General features: G+C 70.4%; 13 protein-coding genes and 5 tRNA genes. 10 read left to right on the top strand and 8 right to left on the bottom strand.

Annotated features, from left to right (window positions below):
• The first annotated feature begins 53 nt into the window (after positions 1 to 53).
• The gene (locus ACIP2X_RS17930; protein ID WP_401673715.1) at positions 54 to 251 is read left to right on the top strand and encodes an acyl-CoA carboxylase subunit epsilon; all 198 of its coding nucleotides are present in this window, start codon (positions 54 to 56) and stop codon (positions 249 to 251) included.
• A 121-nt stretch (positions 252 to 372) separates the two neighbouring features.
• Here ACIP2X_RS17930 and ACIP2X_RS17935 read toward each other — a convergent pair whose 3' ends face one another.
• From ACIP2X_RS17935 to ACIP2X_RS17970, 8 genes are all read right to left on the bottom strand, one after another.
• Positions 373 to 954 carry an ATP/GTP-binding protein gene (locus ACIP2X_RS17935; protein WP_030216560.1) on the bottom strand — a complete coding sequence of 194 codons (582 nt, stop codon included), beginning with the start codon at positions 952 to 954 and terminating at the stop codon, positions 373 to 375.
• Positions 935 to 1,507: a DUF742 domain-containing protein gene (locus ACIP2X_RS17940; protein ID WP_401673719.1), complete on the bottom strand. Its 573-nt coding sequence runs from the start codon at positions 1,505 to 1,507 to the stop codon at positions 935 to 937. The genes ACIP2X_RS17935 and ACIP2X_RS17940 overlap by 20 nt, the downstream gene beginning before the upstream one ends.
• Positions 1,508 to 1,601: 94 nt before the next feature.
• The gene (locus ACIP2X_RS17945; protein ID WP_005479603.1) at positions 1,602 to 2,015 is read right to left on the bottom strand and encodes a roadblock/LC7 domain-containing protein; all 414 of its coding nucleotides are present in this window, start codon (positions 2,013 to 2,015) and stop codon (positions 1,602 to 1,604) included.
• 10 nt (positions 2,016 to 2,025) lie between these two features.
• Complete coding sequence (locus ACIP2X_RS17950; RefSeq protein WP_401673722.1) at positions 2,026 to 5,274, bottom strand: nitrate- and nitrite sensing domain-containing protein; 3,249 nt, start codon at positions 5,272 to 5,274, stop codon at positions 2,026 to 2,028.
• Between the two features lie 389 nt (positions 5,275 to 5,663).
• A complete protein-coding gene (locus ACIP2X_RS17955) occupies positions 5,664 to 6,239 on the bottom strand; it encodes an ATP/GTP-binding protein (protein WP_218515851.1) in 576 nt (191 codons plus the stop codon).
• Positions 6,220 to 6,618, bottom strand: coding sequence for a DUF742 domain-containing protein (locus ACIP2X_RS17960; protein ID WP_385378991.1), 399 nt, complete (start codon positions 6,616 to 6,618; stop codon positions 6,220 to 6,222). Before ACIP2X_RS17960 ends, ACIP2X_RS17955 begins: the two co-directional genes overlap by 20 nt.
• A gap of 111 nt (positions 6,619 to 6,729) precedes the next feature.
• Complete coding sequence (locus ACIP2X_RS17965; RefSeq protein WP_003973453.1) at positions 6,730 to 7,143, bottom strand: roadblock/LC7 domain-containing protein; 414 nt, start codon at positions 7,141 to 7,143, stop codon at positions 6,730 to 6,732.
• Positions 7,144 to 7,152: 9 nt separating this feature from the next.
• Positions 7,153 to 10,962 (bottom strand): nitrate- and nitrite sensing domain-containing protein, encoded by a 3,810-nt coding sequence (locus ACIP2X_RS17970; protein WP_401673725.1) that lies wholly within the window; start codon positions 10,960 to 10,962, stop codon positions 7,153 to 7,155.
• 590 nt (positions 10,963 to 11,552) lie between these two features.
• Between ACIP2X_RS17970 and ACIP2X_RS17975 the strand changes: the two genes are divergently transcribed.
• From ACIP2X_RS17975 to ACIP2X_RS18015, 9 genes are all read left to right on the top strand, one after another.
• Positions 11,553 to 11,741 (top strand): hypothetical protein, encoded by a 189-nt coding sequence (locus ACIP2X_RS17975; RefSeq protein WP_401673727.1) that lies wholly within the window; start codon positions 11,553 to 11,555, stop codon positions 11,739 to 11,741.
• Positions 11,742 to 11,857: 116 nt separating this feature from the next.
• Complete coding sequence (locus ACIP2X_RS17980; RefSeq protein WP_401673729.1) at positions 11,858 to 12,634, top strand: fumarylacetoacetate hydrolase family protein; 777 nt, start codon at positions 11,858 to 11,860, stop codon at positions 12,632 to 12,634.
• Entirely contained in the window at positions 12,627 to 14,111 is a 1,485-nt protein-coding gene (gltX, locus tag ACIP2X_RS17985; RefSeq protein ID WP_401673732.1) for a glutamate--tRNA ligase, read from the top strand. Before ACIP2X_RS17980 ends, gltX begins: the two co-directional genes overlap by 8 nt.
• 93 nt (positions 14,112 to 14,204) lie before the next feature.
• Positions 14,205 to 14,936, top strand: coding sequence for an HAD family hydrolase (locus tag ACIP2X_RS17990; RefSeq protein ID WP_401673734.1), 732 nt, complete (start codon positions 14,205 to 14,207; stop codon positions 14,934 to 14,936).
• A 93-nt stretch (positions 14,937 to 15,029) separates the two neighbouring features.
• Positions 15,030 to 15,101 (top strand) — tRNA-Gln (locus ACIP2X_RS17995).
• A 21-nt stretch (positions 15,102 to 15,122) separates the two neighbouring features.
• Positions 15,123 to 15,195 (top strand) — tRNA-Glu (locus ACIP2X_RS18000).
• Positions 15,196 to 15,214: 19 nt separating this feature from the next.
• Positions 15,215 to 15,287 (top strand) — tRNA-Glu (locus ACIP2X_RS18005).
• A 20-nt stretch (positions 15,288 to 15,307) separates the two neighbouring features.
• Positions 15,308 to 15,379: transfer RNA gene (locus ACIP2X_RS18010), tRNA-Gln, on the top strand.
• A gap of 28 nt (positions 15,380 to 15,407) precedes the next feature.
• Positions 15,408 to 15,480: transfer RNA gene (locus ACIP2X_RS18015), tRNA-Glu, on the top strand.
• Positions 15,481 to 15,492: the final 12 nt, after the last annotated feature.

A 15,492-nucleotide genomic window follows, 5' to 3' on the forward strand; every position in this document is an offset into this window, starting at 1 on the left:
GCGGACCCTCCGCGGCACCCCCGCGGAAACCTCATCCACGGAGACTGACTGCCATGAGCACCCCTGACATCCGCGTCGAGAAGGGCCACGCCGGACCCGAGGAAGTCGCCGCCATCACGGCCATCCTCCTGGCGCGCGCGGCGGCCCACACGTCCACCGCGGCCCCCGCCCACGGCGGCCGCGCGAAGGCGGGCTGGCGCCGCCTGGAGCGCGAGCCCGGCTTCCGCGCCCCGCACAGCTGGCACGGCTAGGACATCCACGCAAGAGGGCCCCTCCGCATCGGAGGGGCCCTCTTGCGTCGTCCGTGGGCGGTCCTGAACGGCGAAGGGCCCCCTCCGACGCGGAGGGGGCCCTTCGGGGTCGTACGGCTGCCTACCGCAGGCGCGCCATGAGCGCGTGCTCGACCAGCGTGATCAGCGCCGACTTGGCGTCCGCGCGGTGGCGGGCGTCCGTCGTGATGATCGGGGTGTCCGGGCCGATCTGGAGCGCCTCACGCACCTCGTCGGGCTGGTACGGCTGCTGGCCGTCGAAGCCGTTGAGGGCGATGACGAACGGCAGGCCGCTGTTCTCGAAGTAGTCGACCGCAGGGAAGCAGTCGGCCAGGCGGCGGGTGTCCACGAGGACGATCGCGCCGATGGCGCCGCGCACCAGGTCGTCCCACATGAACCAGAAGCGGTCCTGGCCGGGGGTGCCGAACAGGTACAGGATCAGGTCCTGGTCCAGCGTGATGCGGCCGAAGTCCATGGCGACCGTCGTGGTCGTCTTGTCCCCGGTGTGGGTGAGGTCGTCGATGCCGGCCGAAGCTGACGTCATGACGGCCTCGGTACGCAGCGGGTTGATCTCCGAGACGGCCCCGACGAACGTGGTCTTGCCCACGCCGAAGCCACCCGCCACCACGATCTTCGCCGAGGTGGTGGAGCGGGAAGGACCGCCGCTAGAGCTTGCGAAGTCCACTGAGCACCCTTTCGAGCAGTGTCACGTCTGGCTGGCCGCCGGCGCTCTCGTCGCCGCCGGGCTGATGGATGGCGACCAGGCCCGCCTCCGCCAAGTCGGCGACGAGGATCCTGGCCACGCCGAGAGGGATGGTCAGCAGGGCCGAGATCTCGGCCACCGACTTGATCTCCCGGCAGAGGTTGCAGATCCGCTGATGCTCGGGCAACTGGCCCTGCATCTGGTGCGGCTGCGCGGTGGTGTGCACCAGTGCCTCGATGGCGAGCTGGTACCGCGGCCTGGTGCGGCCGCCCGTCATCGCGTACGGGCGCACCAGGGGGTTGTTCGACGCCCCGGCGGGGGCGGGCTCAGGGGTGCGGCGTTGCGGCTGCACCGGCTGGATGCGGGGCGCGTTCGGCTGGTCGTACGGCGAGGGGCCGGGGCCCTGTGGCGCGTACGGCTGCCGGTGGCTGGGTGCGGAGGGGAAGTTGTACCGGTTCTGGGAACCGTCGTTCTGCCCCTGGCCAGGGCCGTACGACCAGTTGCCCGATGATGAACCGCTTGGGGGTGTTGCCACTTTCTCCTCCTCCGACTGTGCCGGGCACCCATCGCTGTGGAGCCGCGTCCCGAAACCTTACGGCCACGGGACGCGAAATCGCACCGTCTGTCTGTTAGTTGAGAAGGCTTCCTTGGAGCTCCGCACGAAGATCCGGGGTCAGGACCGTGCCCGCGCGGTCGACCAGAAGTGCCATCTCGTACCCAATGAGGCCGATGTCCGCCTCCGGGTGCGCAAGAACCGCGAGGGACGACCCATCGGAAACGGACATGATGAAGAGGAATCCCCGCTCCATCTCCACAACCGTCTGATTCACGCTGCCGCCCTCGAAGATGCGCGAGGCGCCGGCGGTCAGTGAGGTCAGACCGGAGGCGACGGCCGCGAGCTGGTCGGCACGGTCGCGGGGGAAGCCTTCGGACATCGCCAGAAGGAGTCCGTCGGCGGAGACCACCACCGTGTGCGACACCCCGGGGGTGTTGTCCACGAAGTTGGTGATCAACCAGTTCAGGTTCTGTGCCGCCTGGCTCATCGGGCTCACACTAACGCTCCTGGTTGTAGGTGCTGTCAGGACCACTGTGCTGATTCCTAGTGGCCTGGCCGTTCGTTTCACTTCCCGCGCTGCGTCCCCGCTGGACTCCCCGGCGCAGGTTGCTCAACCTGCCCCGGACGTCCTCGGGAGCGCGGGAGACCTGGGGGCCGCCCTGCGGGGTCGACTCCGCGGTGCCCTCGACCAGATTGGCCTTGGGTACCCGCCGCGGCAGGCCGGAGGAGGTGACCCCGCCCGCCTTGGGCTTGCGCAACTGCGAGGCCTGCTGCCAGCGCTCGTCGTTGGCCGAGCGCCAGCTGTCGTCGCCGTCGCCGTTCGCCGCCGCGGGTGCCGCCGCGTCCTGCTGCGCGGACCTGCCGGCCGCCTGCCCGCCACCGGTGGATCCCCGGCGGGGAAGCCCGGCGTCGGTCATCGCGTGCGGAGCGGAGGGGCCCGGCCCCGGACGGTCGAAGCCTACGCGGTCCCGCTCCTTCGCGTCAGCGGCCTGCGCGGATTCCGCTTCGGGAGCGTACTGGTCGCCGTAGCCGTTCTGGTAGCCGTCGCGCTGGGGCCAGTCGCCCTGGTAGGACGGCTCTTCGAAGGCCGAGAAGGAGTCCGGGGAACCGGACGCGGCGGCCGCGGACTTCTCCTGGGCCGGCTCCGCATAACCCGGCTCCGGGTAGCCGCCGTTGGTCGGGAAACCATCGCTCTGCGGCATCCCGTTCGGCGCGTAGTACTGCTCGTCGTACGACTGCTGCTGCTGGTCCTCGTACGACGTCTGCTCCTGGTACCCCTGCTGCTGGCCGAAGGCCGCCGCCTGGTCGGGGTAACCGCTCTGGCCGTTGTCGTACGCCTGGCCGCCGTTGTCGTACGGCTGGCCGGACGCGGCGTCGTAGCCGCCGTCGCCGTAGCCCTGCCCCTCGTGCTCCGGACCGTGGGTCTGGGCCTCCAGGGCCGCGCGGCGCTCCTCGCGCATCAGGGAGCGGCCCACCGGGTCCAGGTCGCGGATGTCGTCCGGGACCTCGTAGCGGCTGTCGTCGAAGCCGAGCTCGGCGGCCGTGAGCATCGGAGGCGCGGCGTTGAAGCTCTCACCCTGGAACTGCTGCTCCGGGATGATCTGCGAGACGGTGAACTCGTCGGCGACCGGCGCCTGCTCGCCGCCACCACCGTGGGTGATGGCGTCGGGGAGCATGACCAGCGAGGTGGTGCCGGCCTGCTCGCCCGAGGGGCGCAGCTGGACGCGGATGCCGTGCCGGTCGGACAGCCGGCCGACCACGAACAGACCCATGCGCTGGGAGATCGCGGCGTCCACGGTCGGCGGGTTGGCCAGCTTGTGGTTGATGTCCGCGAAGTCCTCGGCGGTCAGGCCGATGCCCTTGTCGTGGATCTCGATCATCACGCGGCCGTCGGGCAGCCGGGTCGCGGTCACGCGGACCTTGGTCTGCGGGGAGGAGAACGTGGTCGCGTTCTCCAGCAGCTCGGCCAGCAGGTGCACGAGGTCGGTCACGGCGCGGCCGTGGATCTCGGCCTCGGGCACGCCGGATATCTCGATGCGCTCGTACTGCTCCACCTCGGAGGAGGCGGCGCGCACCACGTCGACCAGCGGAACCGGCTGGTCCCAGCGACGGCCGGGCTCCTCGCCCGCGAGGACCAGGAGGTTCTCGCCGTTGCGGCGCATACGGGTGGCCAGGTGGTCCAGCCGGAAGAGGTTCTCCAGCTGGTCCGGGTCGGCCTCGTTGTTCTCCAGGTCGGTGATGAGGGTCAGCTGGCCCTCGATCAGCGACTGGTTGCGCCGCGAGAGGTTGGTGAAGATCGCGTTGATGTTGCCCCGCAGCAGGGCCTGCTCGGCGGCGAGCCGGACCGCCTCGCGGTGGACCTGGTCGAAGGCCCGGGCGACCTCACCGATCTCGTCCGTGGAGGAGATCGGGATGGGCGAGACACGGGTGTCGACCCGACCGGGGTCGGTGCGCGAGAGCTGGTCGACCAGCATCGGCAGGCGCTGCTCGGCGATGCCGAAGGCCGCGTTGCGCAGCTGGCGCATCGAGCGGCTCATCTGGCGGGCCACCATGCCGGCCAGGATGAACGCGGCGAGCAGGGCCACCACGACGATGGCGCCGGTGATGATCGCGTCCTGCTTGGCGCCGTCGGCGATGCTCGCGGCCTCGTTCACCGCGGTGTCGGCCATGTCCGACTCGATCTGCCGGTACGCGTTGTACTTGAGGGTGTTGACCGCCCACCAGTTCTCCGCGCTGATGCCCTGCTGGGCGAGGGCCTCACGGGCGGCGGGGTCGGTGGTGGTCAGGCCCGCCATGGCCCCGACCATCACGGTCGGGTCGGAGGGCGGCGCCTTGTAGTCCGGGTTCTTGGCCAGGGCTTCCTTGGCCTGCTGCCGGCCGTCCGCCTCGATCTGCTTCTTGGCGTCCTCCAGCTTCTGCGCGTCGGCCTCGGTGCCACCGCCGATGTACTCCTCGACGGCGATGCCCTCGAGGTAGGCGTACGAGGAGAGCGCCACGCGCTGCTTGGCCAGGTCGGCGTCCTTCGGACCCGGCTTGACCAGGATGTGCGTGCCGATGGACCGCTCCAGCGACAGCGCCGCCTTGGTCAGCGAGATCGCGTAGACCGTGCGGCCGTAGCTGGTGATGTTTCCGGTGCCCAGGCCGAGCTCGTTGGCGAACTCCATCAGGGGGTGGGCGACCTCTACGTAGCCCTCCTCCGTCTTCACACCGTCGAGCTTGGAGGTGTACGCGACCTGCCGCAGCTGCTGGAGCTTGGGCTCCGCCTCACGGAACAGGGTCAGCCGGCGCTCCAGGCCCGGCTTCTGGGGCATGCTCTGGGCGGCCTCGTCGAACGCGTCCGCGGCGGCGTCGGTCTTCTTGCGCGCCTGCGTGACCGTGGCCTGGTCGCGGCCCAGCAGCAGCGGGGCCGTGGTGAGGTCGCGCTCGGTGTAGAGGGCGTCCGCGTAGGTCAGGGAGGCCCGGACCAGACGCGCGGTGCTCTCCGCGTCCTCGGCCTCCTGCCAGGTGTCGATCGAACTCTTCACTTGGAAGCCGCCCATGACCAGGCCGACCATCACGGGGATCAGCAGGATCGCGTTCAGCCGGGTCGGCACGCGCCAGTTGCGCGGGGAGAAACGGCCGCCGCTCGGAGCGGGCGTGGCCACCTGCTCGGAACCCGGCACAGCAGGGGCGGGCGCCGCTCCGCGCGGCGGCGGGGTGAAGTTGCCCCGGGCGGGCGGCTCGGGACCTTTGTTGCTTCGCCTCACTCGACCAACAACCTCTCGGCGGCGGGCACCTACGTCGTGCCGCTGTGTCTCAGGGCCCAGTTCGCCATCGACCACTGAGTACGTCTTTGACCTTTGGGCAGTTCAGGCATTCCAGCACGTCGACCAGCGCTCTTCCAAACATAGGAAAGGGCGGATTCGCGCTGACGTAAGCGATAGATAAAACGGTCATAAAGAGCGAGCCCCGTCAAATGACGGGGCTTTCGTGCGCGCAGCGACACCACATGACCGCGACGCGTGGCGGGACTCCTCGATTCCTCTGCCGAAACGTTATGAACACCGAAGCCGACCGTGTCAAAGGCCACAGCCGGCTCCGCCGCCACGAGGATGTCGCCTACGGCAACTGCCGTACGGGACAGATCATTTGAGTCCTACTTCAGCCGGGCCATCAGCGCGTGCTCGACCAGTGTGATCAGCGCGGACTTGGCGTCGGCCCGGTGCCGGGCGTCGGTGGTGATGATCGGGGTGTCCGGGCCGATCTGCAGTGCCTCGCGGACCTCCTCCGGAGCGTACGGCTGCTGACCGTCGAAGCCGTTGAGGGCGACGACGAACGGCAGACCGCTGTTCTCGAAGTAGTCCACCGCGGGGAAGCAGTCCGCCAGCCGGCGGGTGTCCACGAGCACCACCGCGCCGATGGCGCCACGGACCAGGTCGTCCCACATGAACCAGAAGCGGTCCTGACCCGGCGTACCGAAGAGGTACAGGATCAGGTCCTGGTCCAGCGTGATGCGGCCGAAGTCCATCGCCACCGTGGTGGTGGTCTTGTCCCCGGTGTGCGTGAGGTCGTCGATGCCCGCGCTGGCGGACGTCATGACGGCCTCGGTGCGCAGCGGGTTGATCTCCGAGACGGCGCCGACGAACGTGGTCTTGCCCACGCCGAAGCCGCCGGCCACCACGATCTTGGCAGAGGTGGTGGCACCTCTCGGTTCAGAGCTTGCGAAGGCCACTGAGCACCCTTTCGAGCAGTGTCACGTCGGGCGCACCGCCGTTGCTCTCGTCGCCACCCGGCTGGTGGACGGCGACGAGTCCTGCCTCGGCGAGGTCCGCGACGAGGATGCGGGCCACCCCGAGCGGCATGGCGAGCAGCGCCGAGACCTCGGCGACCGACTTCACCTCGCGGCACAGGTGGCAGATGCGCTGGTGCTCCGGGAGCAGCCCCATGAGCGCTGCCGGGTCGGCCGTGGTGCTGATCAGCGCCTCGAGCGCGAGCTGATAGCGCGGCCGGGTCCGGCCGCCGGTCATCGCGTACGGACGAACCAGCGGCTGGTCGCCCTCGTCCCCGTACGGATCTGTGTACGGATCATGAGAGGCGGTGGGCGGGGTCATGAATCCTCCGGGCGGGACAGCAAGTTGGTCAGTCGTGCCGTCTGACGGGGGCCGGTGGGGGGATTGTGTCGGCCGGACGGTGATTTGGTGAGACGGGTGGATCCGGGGGCGTTAGTGGAGCAGACTTCCTTGCAGTTCGGCGCGGAGGTCCGGCGTGAGCACTGCTCCCGCACGGTCCACCAGCAGCGCCATCTCGTAGCCGACGAGGCCGATGTCGCACTCCGGGTGTGCGAGAACGGCGAGGGACGAGCCGTCGGAGACGGACATGAGGAAAAGGAATCCTCGCTCCATCTCCACGACGGTCTGCGCCACGTTGCCGCCCTCGAAGATCCGGGACGCCCCGGCCGTCAGCGAGGTGAGGCCTGACGCGACCGCCGCGAGTTGATCGGCGCGGTCGCGCGGAAAACCCTCCGACATCGCCAGGAGGAGACCGTCGGCGGACACGACGACGGTGTGGGACACCCCGGGGGTGTTGTCCACGAAGTTGGTGATCAACCAGTTCAGGTTCTGTGCCGCCTGGCTCATCGGACTCAACTAACGCTCCTGCTGGTGAGTGGGGCTCGGGAAACTGCCCGTCTGGCCGGACCCGGCCTGACGGCCCTGTGCGATACCCCGACGGAGGTTGGTAAGCCGGCCGCGCACGTCCTGTGGGGCGCGCGAGACCTGCGGACCGCTCTGGTGCGGCTGCTGCTGTGCGGTACCCGGGACGAGATTCGCCCGGGGTACGCGACGCGGCAGACCGGAGGTGGTGACTCCGCCCGCGGCCGGCTGCCGCACGCGCTCTGCCTGCCGGACGAGGTCGTCGTTCGGCGAGCTGCGCCATGCGGGGGCGGCGGGACGCTGGGGAGCCGGGGGGCCCTGCGGTGCCTGCGGGGCCGGCGCGGAGCCGTTGCCCTGCGGACGCTGGGCTCGTCCCGGCTGGGACTGCGGGCCGTGCGGGCCCTGCGGACCCGGCTGGCCCTGGGGGGCCTGCTGGCCCTGCTGGCCGCGGAACCAGTTCGTCTCCAGCGTGTCGTACAGCGGCGTACGACCGTCGCCGGGACCCGCGGCCGGCGGCAGCGCCTCCGGCTCCTGGCGGGCGTGACGCTGCTGGGGACGCTGCGGAGCCTGCGGCCGCTGGCCACCGAAGTCGCCCTGCGGACGCTCGAACTGGCCGTTGCCCGACGGGTTCTGGTGCCCGGGCAGCGAGTGCTGCCCCGTGGACGAACCGTCGTAGCCGCCGTACTGGCCGGTAGCCCCGTTGTCGTAGCCCGGGACGGCCGGGTACTGACCCGTGGACCCGTTGTCGTAGCCCTGCGGCGCGGCGTACTGACCGTTCACGCCGTTGTCCTGCCGCTGCTGCGGCGCCGGGTACTGACCGGTGGACCCGTTGTCGTAGCCCTGCTGCGGTACGGCGAACTGGCCCGTGTGGGACGGGTTGTTCTGGCCGCCCGGCGTGCCGAAGACGTCCGAGCGGACGAACTGGCCGTTGTTCTGCTGGTTGTTGGCGCCCTGGTGCGGGAAGTCGGCGGGACCGCCCGGGTTCTGGCGGTCGTCCGCACGGGGAACCGCGGGCATCTCCGAGGTGGCGCCCGGGCCGTGCCGGTCGTCGATCCTCGGCATCGGGGCCGTCTGCGACGGGTCCCGCTGCTCGTCGTGGCCGCGCGGGGTGTCCAGCGCTGCACGCGGCACCGGCGGCTGCGCGTTCTCGTCGCTCCAGCTCGGGCGCTGCTGCTCGTTGCCGCCGGGCAGCTCGGCGCGCGCTCCGCCACGGGGCGGGAGCTGTGCCTGACGGCCACGCCGGCCGCGCTCGCCGCCGGCCTTCCCGTTGCCGCGCTGCGGGCCCACCGGGCCGCGGCTCTCCTGGCCCTGCGGGGCCATCGGCGCCTGGGCGTTGCCCGCACCGGCGTTCGGCCGGCCCTGCTGGGCCGGGGGAGTCTGCTGTCCACGTGCCCCACCCGGGGCACCGCCCGAGTCGCGGCCGGGCAGTGCGGCCCGCGGGCCCTGACCGGCGCCGAGCCGGCCACCGCCGGACGCACCGGCACCGAGGGCACCACCGGACGCACCGGCACCGAGAGCCCCGCCGCCCGGCGCACCCGCGCCCAGCGAGGAGCCGTTGCCACGGCGTGCGGCGGCGACACCGGCGGCGGCCTGTGCCGCGGCCGGACCACCCGTGCCACCGGGGCCGCCCTGACCGGGCTTGCCCTGCGGCTTGCGGCCGCCCTGGGCGACGTCCACCGGGAGCATGACCAGCGCGGTCGTGCCGCCGGAGTCGGAGGGCCGCAGCTGGATGCGGATGCCGTGGCGCTGCGAGAGGCGGCCGACCACGAACAGACCCATGCGGCGGGAGACGGAGACGTCGACGGTGGGCGGCGAGGCGAGCCGCTCGTTGATCGCGGCCAGGTCCTCGGGGGAGAGGCCGATGCCGGTGTCGTGGATCTCGATCAGCACGCGGCCGTCGGGCAGCGCGTGACCGGTGACCTTGACCTTGGTCTGCGGGGAGGAGAACGAGGTGGCGTTCTCCAGCAGCTCGGCGAGCAGGTGCACGAGGTCGTTGACCACACGGCCGGCCACTTCGGTGGTCGGCACGGAGGCCAGCTCGATGCGCTCGTACTGCTCCACCTCGGACGCGGCGGCGCGGAGCACGTCGACCAGCGGGACCGGACGGGTCCAGCGGCGGCCGGGTTCCTCACCCGCGAGGACGAGGAGGTTCTCGCCGTTCCGGCGCATACGGGTGGCGAGGTGGTCCAGCTTGAACAGCGAGGCCAGCTGGTCCGGGTCCGCCTCGCGGGACTCCAGTTCGGAGATCAGCGACAGCTGGCGCTGGATGAGGCCCTGGGAGCGACGCGAGAGGTTGGTGAACATCGCGTTGACGTTGCCCCGCAGCAGGGCCTGCTCGGCGGCGAGGCGGACCGCCTCGCGGTGCACGTCGTCGAAGGCGGTGGCCACCCGGCCGATCTCGTCGCGGGAGTGCACGCCGACCGACTCGACGGACGTGTCGACGTCCTGCGGGTCGGACTCGGACAGCTGCTTGACCAGCTCGGGCAGTCGCTCCTGGGCGACCTTGGTCGCGGTGTCCTCCAGGCGCCGCAGCGAGCGGATCATGGAGCGGGCCACCACGAAGGCGCCGACGAGCGAGACGCCGAGCACGATCAGGACCAGCGCACCGGAGATGATCGCTTCGCGCTCCGACTCGCTGCGCAGCTCGCGCGCCTTCTGCTCCATGTCCTCCAGCAGCGTGCGCTCGATGTTCTTCATCTGCTGGATCTTGGTGGAGCTGTCGTCCAGCCAGTCCCGGTAGGAGCGCTTCTCCAGGCCCGCCAGACCGTTCTCGCGGCTGAGCGCGCGGCTGGCGTACTTGTCGGTGGACTCGATGGTCGCGTTGCCCTGGTCGATGGGCTTGAGCAGCTCCTCGGCGCCGTCGCCGTAGATGCTGGAGAAGCTGCGCAGCTCGGAGACCTGGCTCTCCAGCGCCGACTCGGCGTACAGCCGGTCGTTCTCGGAGAGGTCGCCGAAGGTCTTGTTGCTGGCGGGCAGGGCCGCCGCGAGGACCGCGCGCTGGATCGACGCGTACTCCTTGGCGGAGGAGAACGCGGACAGCGCGCGGGTGCGCTGGATCATGTCCGGGTTGCTGGTCGCCTCGGCCATGTCCTGCGAGAGGTCCAGCAGGTGCGTGATGAGGCGGTGGTAGGCCTCCACGGTCTGCGTGGAGTTGTCCTCGGCCTCGTAGGCGTTGTTGCGGATCTCGTTGAGGCTGTTCAGGTCGCGGGCGAGGCCGACGAGGCTGTCGCGCACACCCTGGAGGTTGCCGTCCTTGCTGGCGGAGTCGACCTCCTCGGACGCGGCGAGGAAGTTGTCCAGCGCCCGGTCCGTCTTGTCCTGGAAGCCCTTGACCGTGATGGCGCTCGCGGTCGAGCCGTGCGCCAGCGGGCCGGCGGACTGGTCGCGCTCCTCCTGGAGGGCGGCGGCCAGTTCGGTGGCCTGCTTGGTCATCTCGGTGAGCAGCTTCATGTTGTCGAGCTGCTCGATGTCGTCCATCGACTGGCTGATGCGCAGCGCGCCGAGCGAGGTGGCCGCGACCACCGGCAGCGTGAGCAGAGCCACCAGGCGGGTCGAGATGCGCCAGTTGCGCAGCGCTATTCGTGGCCCCGGACCGGTCGCGCCCTGCGGCGGCTTCACCGCCGGAGCGGACGCCGACGTGCCCGAGGCGCCGGGGCGACCTGAGCGCGGACCGCCGTCACCGGACGGGGTCGGGCCCTGGCCCTGGGCGTGCTGGGGCGAGGAGCTGCCGGCCATGGGGGCAGTCCCGCCGTGCGGCTCCGGCTCTGCCGAAGCACTGCCATCCCTCTTGAAACGTCCCTGCACTAGCGTCGCAACCTCTGGACCAGGCGCCCCTCCGCGTGAACGGAAGGACGGTGTCGGCGTCGTCGGGGGCGCCCTGAATGCGCACCCGGGTGGTCGTGAGTGACCGGCGCTGGACTCCCCCTCTCGCCGCTCACTCGTCAGGAGCGACGCTGATTCGCGCCCCCTGCGCGCCGGCTCGATCCCGCGGCGGTCCGTGGAATTCCAGCACAGTGCAGGATCTCCAACAAGGCCAGTTGGTCAGGCTGTGACCTCCGTGACACCACGTGAGGGTGACGTCACGACATGTAGAAGGGGCTCCACCTGATAGCGGACATACCCCAACGAGTCGTCGGGGCCCGTCAGGTGTCCCAGTCGCCATGATCAGGAGCGGAATGCGCGCTTCAGGTGCCCAATGTCCGTTTCGTTGGCATGAGTTGCGAGCCGGAATTGCCGGTTTTGCGCTCAGCATCGTGAGGAAACTCACACCGAACTCGGGGCCCCCTGCCGCCGCCCCCGGGGAATCGGATGTTTAGCCTGACGCTTTACAAGAGGCAACGTTCTGTCCACCGGCGCTTCCCGGCGCCCCGTACACGACAGGGTCAAGTACAACCGTGAAGACGACGACGATGTTCCACACGACCGCCAACCCGCGGCGTACCACCCTGGCGCACCTCGACGGCGCCGACGAGCCGGCGCCCCTGGACCTCCCGGAGCACTCCGTCGACCTCCCGGCCCGCACCGCCAACCCCCGGCGCACGATCCTCATGGACCTCCCGGTCGGGGCCGCGGTGGCCGAGTAGCGCCGACGACGCCACCGGGCGCCCCGCGAGGCAATTGCGCGGGGCGCCCGCCCTTTGCCGCGTTAGCCTGGAGCGATCAGACTCCACCCAGCTCAGGTAAGGGGCGCAAGGATCCCGTGCGCATCGCCAGGTTCTCCATCGACGGGAACGTCGCCTTCGGCGCGGTCGAGGGCGACAAGCCGGACGAGCTCGTTCTCGACATCATCAAGGGCATCCCGTTCGCGGACTTCGAGCTCTCCGGCACCAAGGTGCCGCTGAGCAAGGTACGGCTGCTGCCGCCGGTCCTGCCCAACAAGGTCGTCGCCTTCGGCCGCAACTACGCCGAGCACGCGCGGGAACTGGGCAACGACGTGCCCGACGCGCCGTTCGCCTTCTTCAAGCCGTCCACCTCGGTGATCGGCCCCGGCGACGAGATCCAGTACCCCTCCTTCTCCGAGGAACTCCACCACGAGGCCGAGCTGGCCGTCGTCATCGGCCGGCTGTGCCGCGAGGTCCCGCGCGAGCGCGTCCGGGACGTGATCCTCGGCTACACCTGCGCCAACGACATCACCGCCCGTGACGTCCAGCGCCGCGAGAAGCAGTGGGCCCGGGCCAAGGGCTTCGACACCGCCTGCCCGCTCGGCCCCTGGGTCGAGACCGAACTGGAGCCGGGCGACCTGACCATCCAGCTGACCGTCAACGGACAGCAGCGCCAGCTCGGCCGCACGAGCGAGATGATCCACCCGATCGAGGATCTGATCGTCAACATCTCCGAGGCCATGACGCTGCTCCCCGGCGACGTGATCCTCACGGGCACCCCCGCGGGGGTCGGCCCCCTCGCTGTCGGCGACGAGGTCTCCGTCAGCATCGAAGGCATCGGCACTCTCACCAACAAGGTTGTCAAGCGTGGCTAGCGCACCCGCCTCCCCAGTCCGTGTCCGTTTCTGCCCCTCGCCCACCGGCAACCCGCACGTGGGCCTGGTCCGCACCGCCCTGTTCAACTGGGCGTTCGCCCGGCACCACGGCGGCACCCTGGTCTTCCGCATCGAGGACACCGACGCGGCCCGTGACTCCGAGGAGTCCTACGAGCAGCTGCTCGACGCGATGCGCTGGCTCGGCTTCGACTGGGACGAGGGCCCGGAGATCGGCGGCCCGCACGCGCCGTACCGCCAGTCGCAGCGCATGGACATCTACCGGGACGTCGCGGCCAAGCTGCTGGACGCCGGCCACGCCTACCACTGCTACTGCTCCCAGGAGGAGCTGGACAGCCGCCGCGAGGCCGCCCGCGCCGCCGGCAAGCCGTCCGGCTACGACGGCCACTGCCGCGAGCTGACCGCCGCGCAGGTCGAGCAGTACACGGCCCAGGGCCGCGCGCCGATCGTCCGCTTCCGGATGCCCGACGAGACGATCACCTTCACCGACCTGGTCCGCGGCGAGCTGACCTTCACCCCGGAGAACGTCCCGGACTACGGCATCGTGCGCGCCAACGGCGCCCCGCTCTACACGCTGGTCAACCCGGTCGACGACGCCCTGATGGAGATCACCCACGTCCTGCGCGGCGAGGACCTGCTCTCCTCCACCCCCCGGCAGATCGCCCTGTACAAGGCGCTGACCGAACTGGGCATCGCCAAGCGCACCCCGGAGTTCGGCCATCTGCCGTACGTCATGGGCGAGGGCAACAAGAAGCTCTCCAAGCGGGACCCGCAGTCGTCGCTCAACCTCTACCGCGAGCGCGGCTTCCTCCCCGAGGGGCTTCTCAACTACCTCTCCCTCCTGGGCTGGTCGCTCTCCGCCGACCAGGACATCTTCACGACGGACGAGATGGTCGCGGCCTTCGACGTCACGGACGTGAACCCCAACCCGGCCCGCTTCGACCTCAAGAAGTGCGAGGCGATCAACGGCGACCACATCCGGCTGCTGGAGGTCAAGGACTTCACGGAGCGCTGCCGCCCCTGGCTGCAGGCCCCGTTCGCGCCGTGGGCGCCGGAGGCCTTCGACGAGCTGAAGTGGCAGGCCGTCGCGCCGCACGCGCAGACCCGTCTGAAGGTCCTGTCCGAGATCACCGACAACGTCGACTTCCTGTTCCTTCCGGAGCCGGTGTACGACGAGGCCAGCTGGACCAAGGCCATGAAGGAGGGCTCCGACGCCCTGCTGCGCACCGCCCGCGAGAAGCTGGACGCGGCCGACTGGAGCAGCCCGGAGTCGCTGAAGGCGGCCGTCCTGGAGGCCGGTGAGGCCCACGGCCTCAAGCTCGGCAAGGCCCAGGCCCCGGTCCGCGTCGCCGTCACCGGCCGCACGGTCGGACTGCCGCTCTTCGAGTCCCTGGAGATCCTGGGCAGGGACGCGACGCTGACCCGCATCGACGCGGCGCTGGCGAAGCTCGCCGCATAGCTCCCGCTTCGGTCGAGGGCGGCACCCGGTGGCGGGTGCCGCCCTTTCGCCGTGGCCGCCCGCGACCCGTGGTCGCCGGGTTACCGTCGGACCATGAGCATTCGGGCCGTGGTCTGGGACGTGGACGACACGCTGTTCGACTACACGACCGCGGACCGCGCCGGCATGCGCGCGCACCTGGCGGCCGAGGGCCTGCTCGACGCGTACGAGAGCGCCGAGCACGCCCTCGCGCAGTGGCGGGCGGTCACCGACAGCCAGTGGGCGCGGTTCGCAGCGGGTGAGGTGTCCTTCGAGGGCCAGCGACGCGACCGGGTGCGGGTGTTCCTGGAACGGGAACTCACCGACGCCGAGGCGGAGGCCTGGTTCGAGCGCTACATCGGGCACTACGAGGCGGCCTGGGCGCTCTTCCCGGACGTGCTGCCCGTCCTGGACACCCTCGCCACCAGCCACCGGCACGCGGTGCTGTCCAACTCCAGCCTGCACGTCCAGGACCGCAAACTGCGGGTGCTCGGCGTCCACGACCGCTTCGAGGCCATCCTGTGCGCCGCCGAGCTCGGCGTCTCCAAGCCGCAGGCCGGCGCGTTCCTCGCGGCCTGCGAGGCGCTGGACCTGCCGCCCCACCTGGTCGCGTACGTCGGCGACCACCCGGAGATCGACTGGCGCGGCGCCGCCGACGCGGGACTGGTGTCCGTGTGGATCGATCGCGACGGCGCGCACGCCTGGGCCGACGCTCCGGCCGGCCCGCACCGGATCGCGTCCCTCGCCGAACTCCCCGCGATCCTCGGCACGGATAGTCGTTTTGGAGCCCCGTCCACCTTCAGGTAATGTTCTTCCTGCGCCGCCGGGGAGCGGGCCGAGAGGCCGGAATCCGGGGGAGCAAACTAGAACAAGATCCCCCGTAGGGGGCTTGCGTTCCAGTGGCCTATGGTGTAATTGGCAGCACGACTGATTCTGGTTCAGTTAGTCTTGGTTCGAGTCCAGGTAGGCCAGCTCGCAGAGCTCATCTGCAAAGCCCCCGTTGTGTAGCGGCCTAGCACGCTGCCCTCTCACGGCAGTAGCGCCGGTTCGAATCCGGTCGGGGGTACGGATCCGCGAGGATCAAGGCCCCCGTTGTGTAGCGGCCTAGCACGCCGCCCTCTCAAGGCGGTAGCGCCGGTTCGAATCCGGTCGGGGGTACTGACTGGTCTAAACCACATTGGTCTATGGTGTAATTGGCAGCACGACTGATTCTGGTTCAGTTAGTCTTGGTTCGAGTCCAGGTAGACCAGCTCGGGCCTGCGGCGACGCAGAGTCCACGCCCCCGTTGTGTAGCGGCCTAGCACGCCGCCCTCTCAAGGCGGTAGCGCCGGTTCGAATCCGGTCGGGGGTACGTGAGCGATGG

The sequence above is a fragment of the Streptomyces sp. NPDC089424 genome, assembly GCF_044749345.1.
In the GTDB taxonomy this organism is placed as follows: Bacteria; Actinomycetota; Actinomycetes; order Streptomycetales; family Streptomycetaceae; genus Streptomyces.

What these genes read in the sequence shown, in the direction of transcription:
- ACIP2X_RS17960 (WP_385378991.1), bottom strand. Translation starts at nt 6,618, where the DNA reads ATGACCCCGCCCACCGCCTCTCATGATCCGTACACAGATCCGTACGGG.
- ACIP2X_RS17990 (WP_401673734.1), top strand. Translation starts at nt 14,205, where the DNA reads ATGAGCATTCGGGCCGTGGTCTGGGACGTGGACGACACGCTGTTCGAC.
- ACIP2X_RS17930 (WP_401673715.1), top strand. Translation starts at nt 54, where the DNA reads ATGAGCACCCCTGACATCCGCGTCGAGAAGGGCCACGCCGGACCCGAG.
- ACIP2X_RS17945 (WP_005479603.1), bottom strand. Translation starts at nt 2,015, where the DNA reads ATGAGCCAGGCGGCACAGAACCTGAACTGGTTGATCACCAACTTCGTG.
- ACIP2X_RS17965 (WP_003973453.1), bottom strand. Translation starts at nt 7,143, where the DNA reads ATGAGCCAGGCGGCACAGAACCTGAACTGGTTGATCACCAACTTCGTG.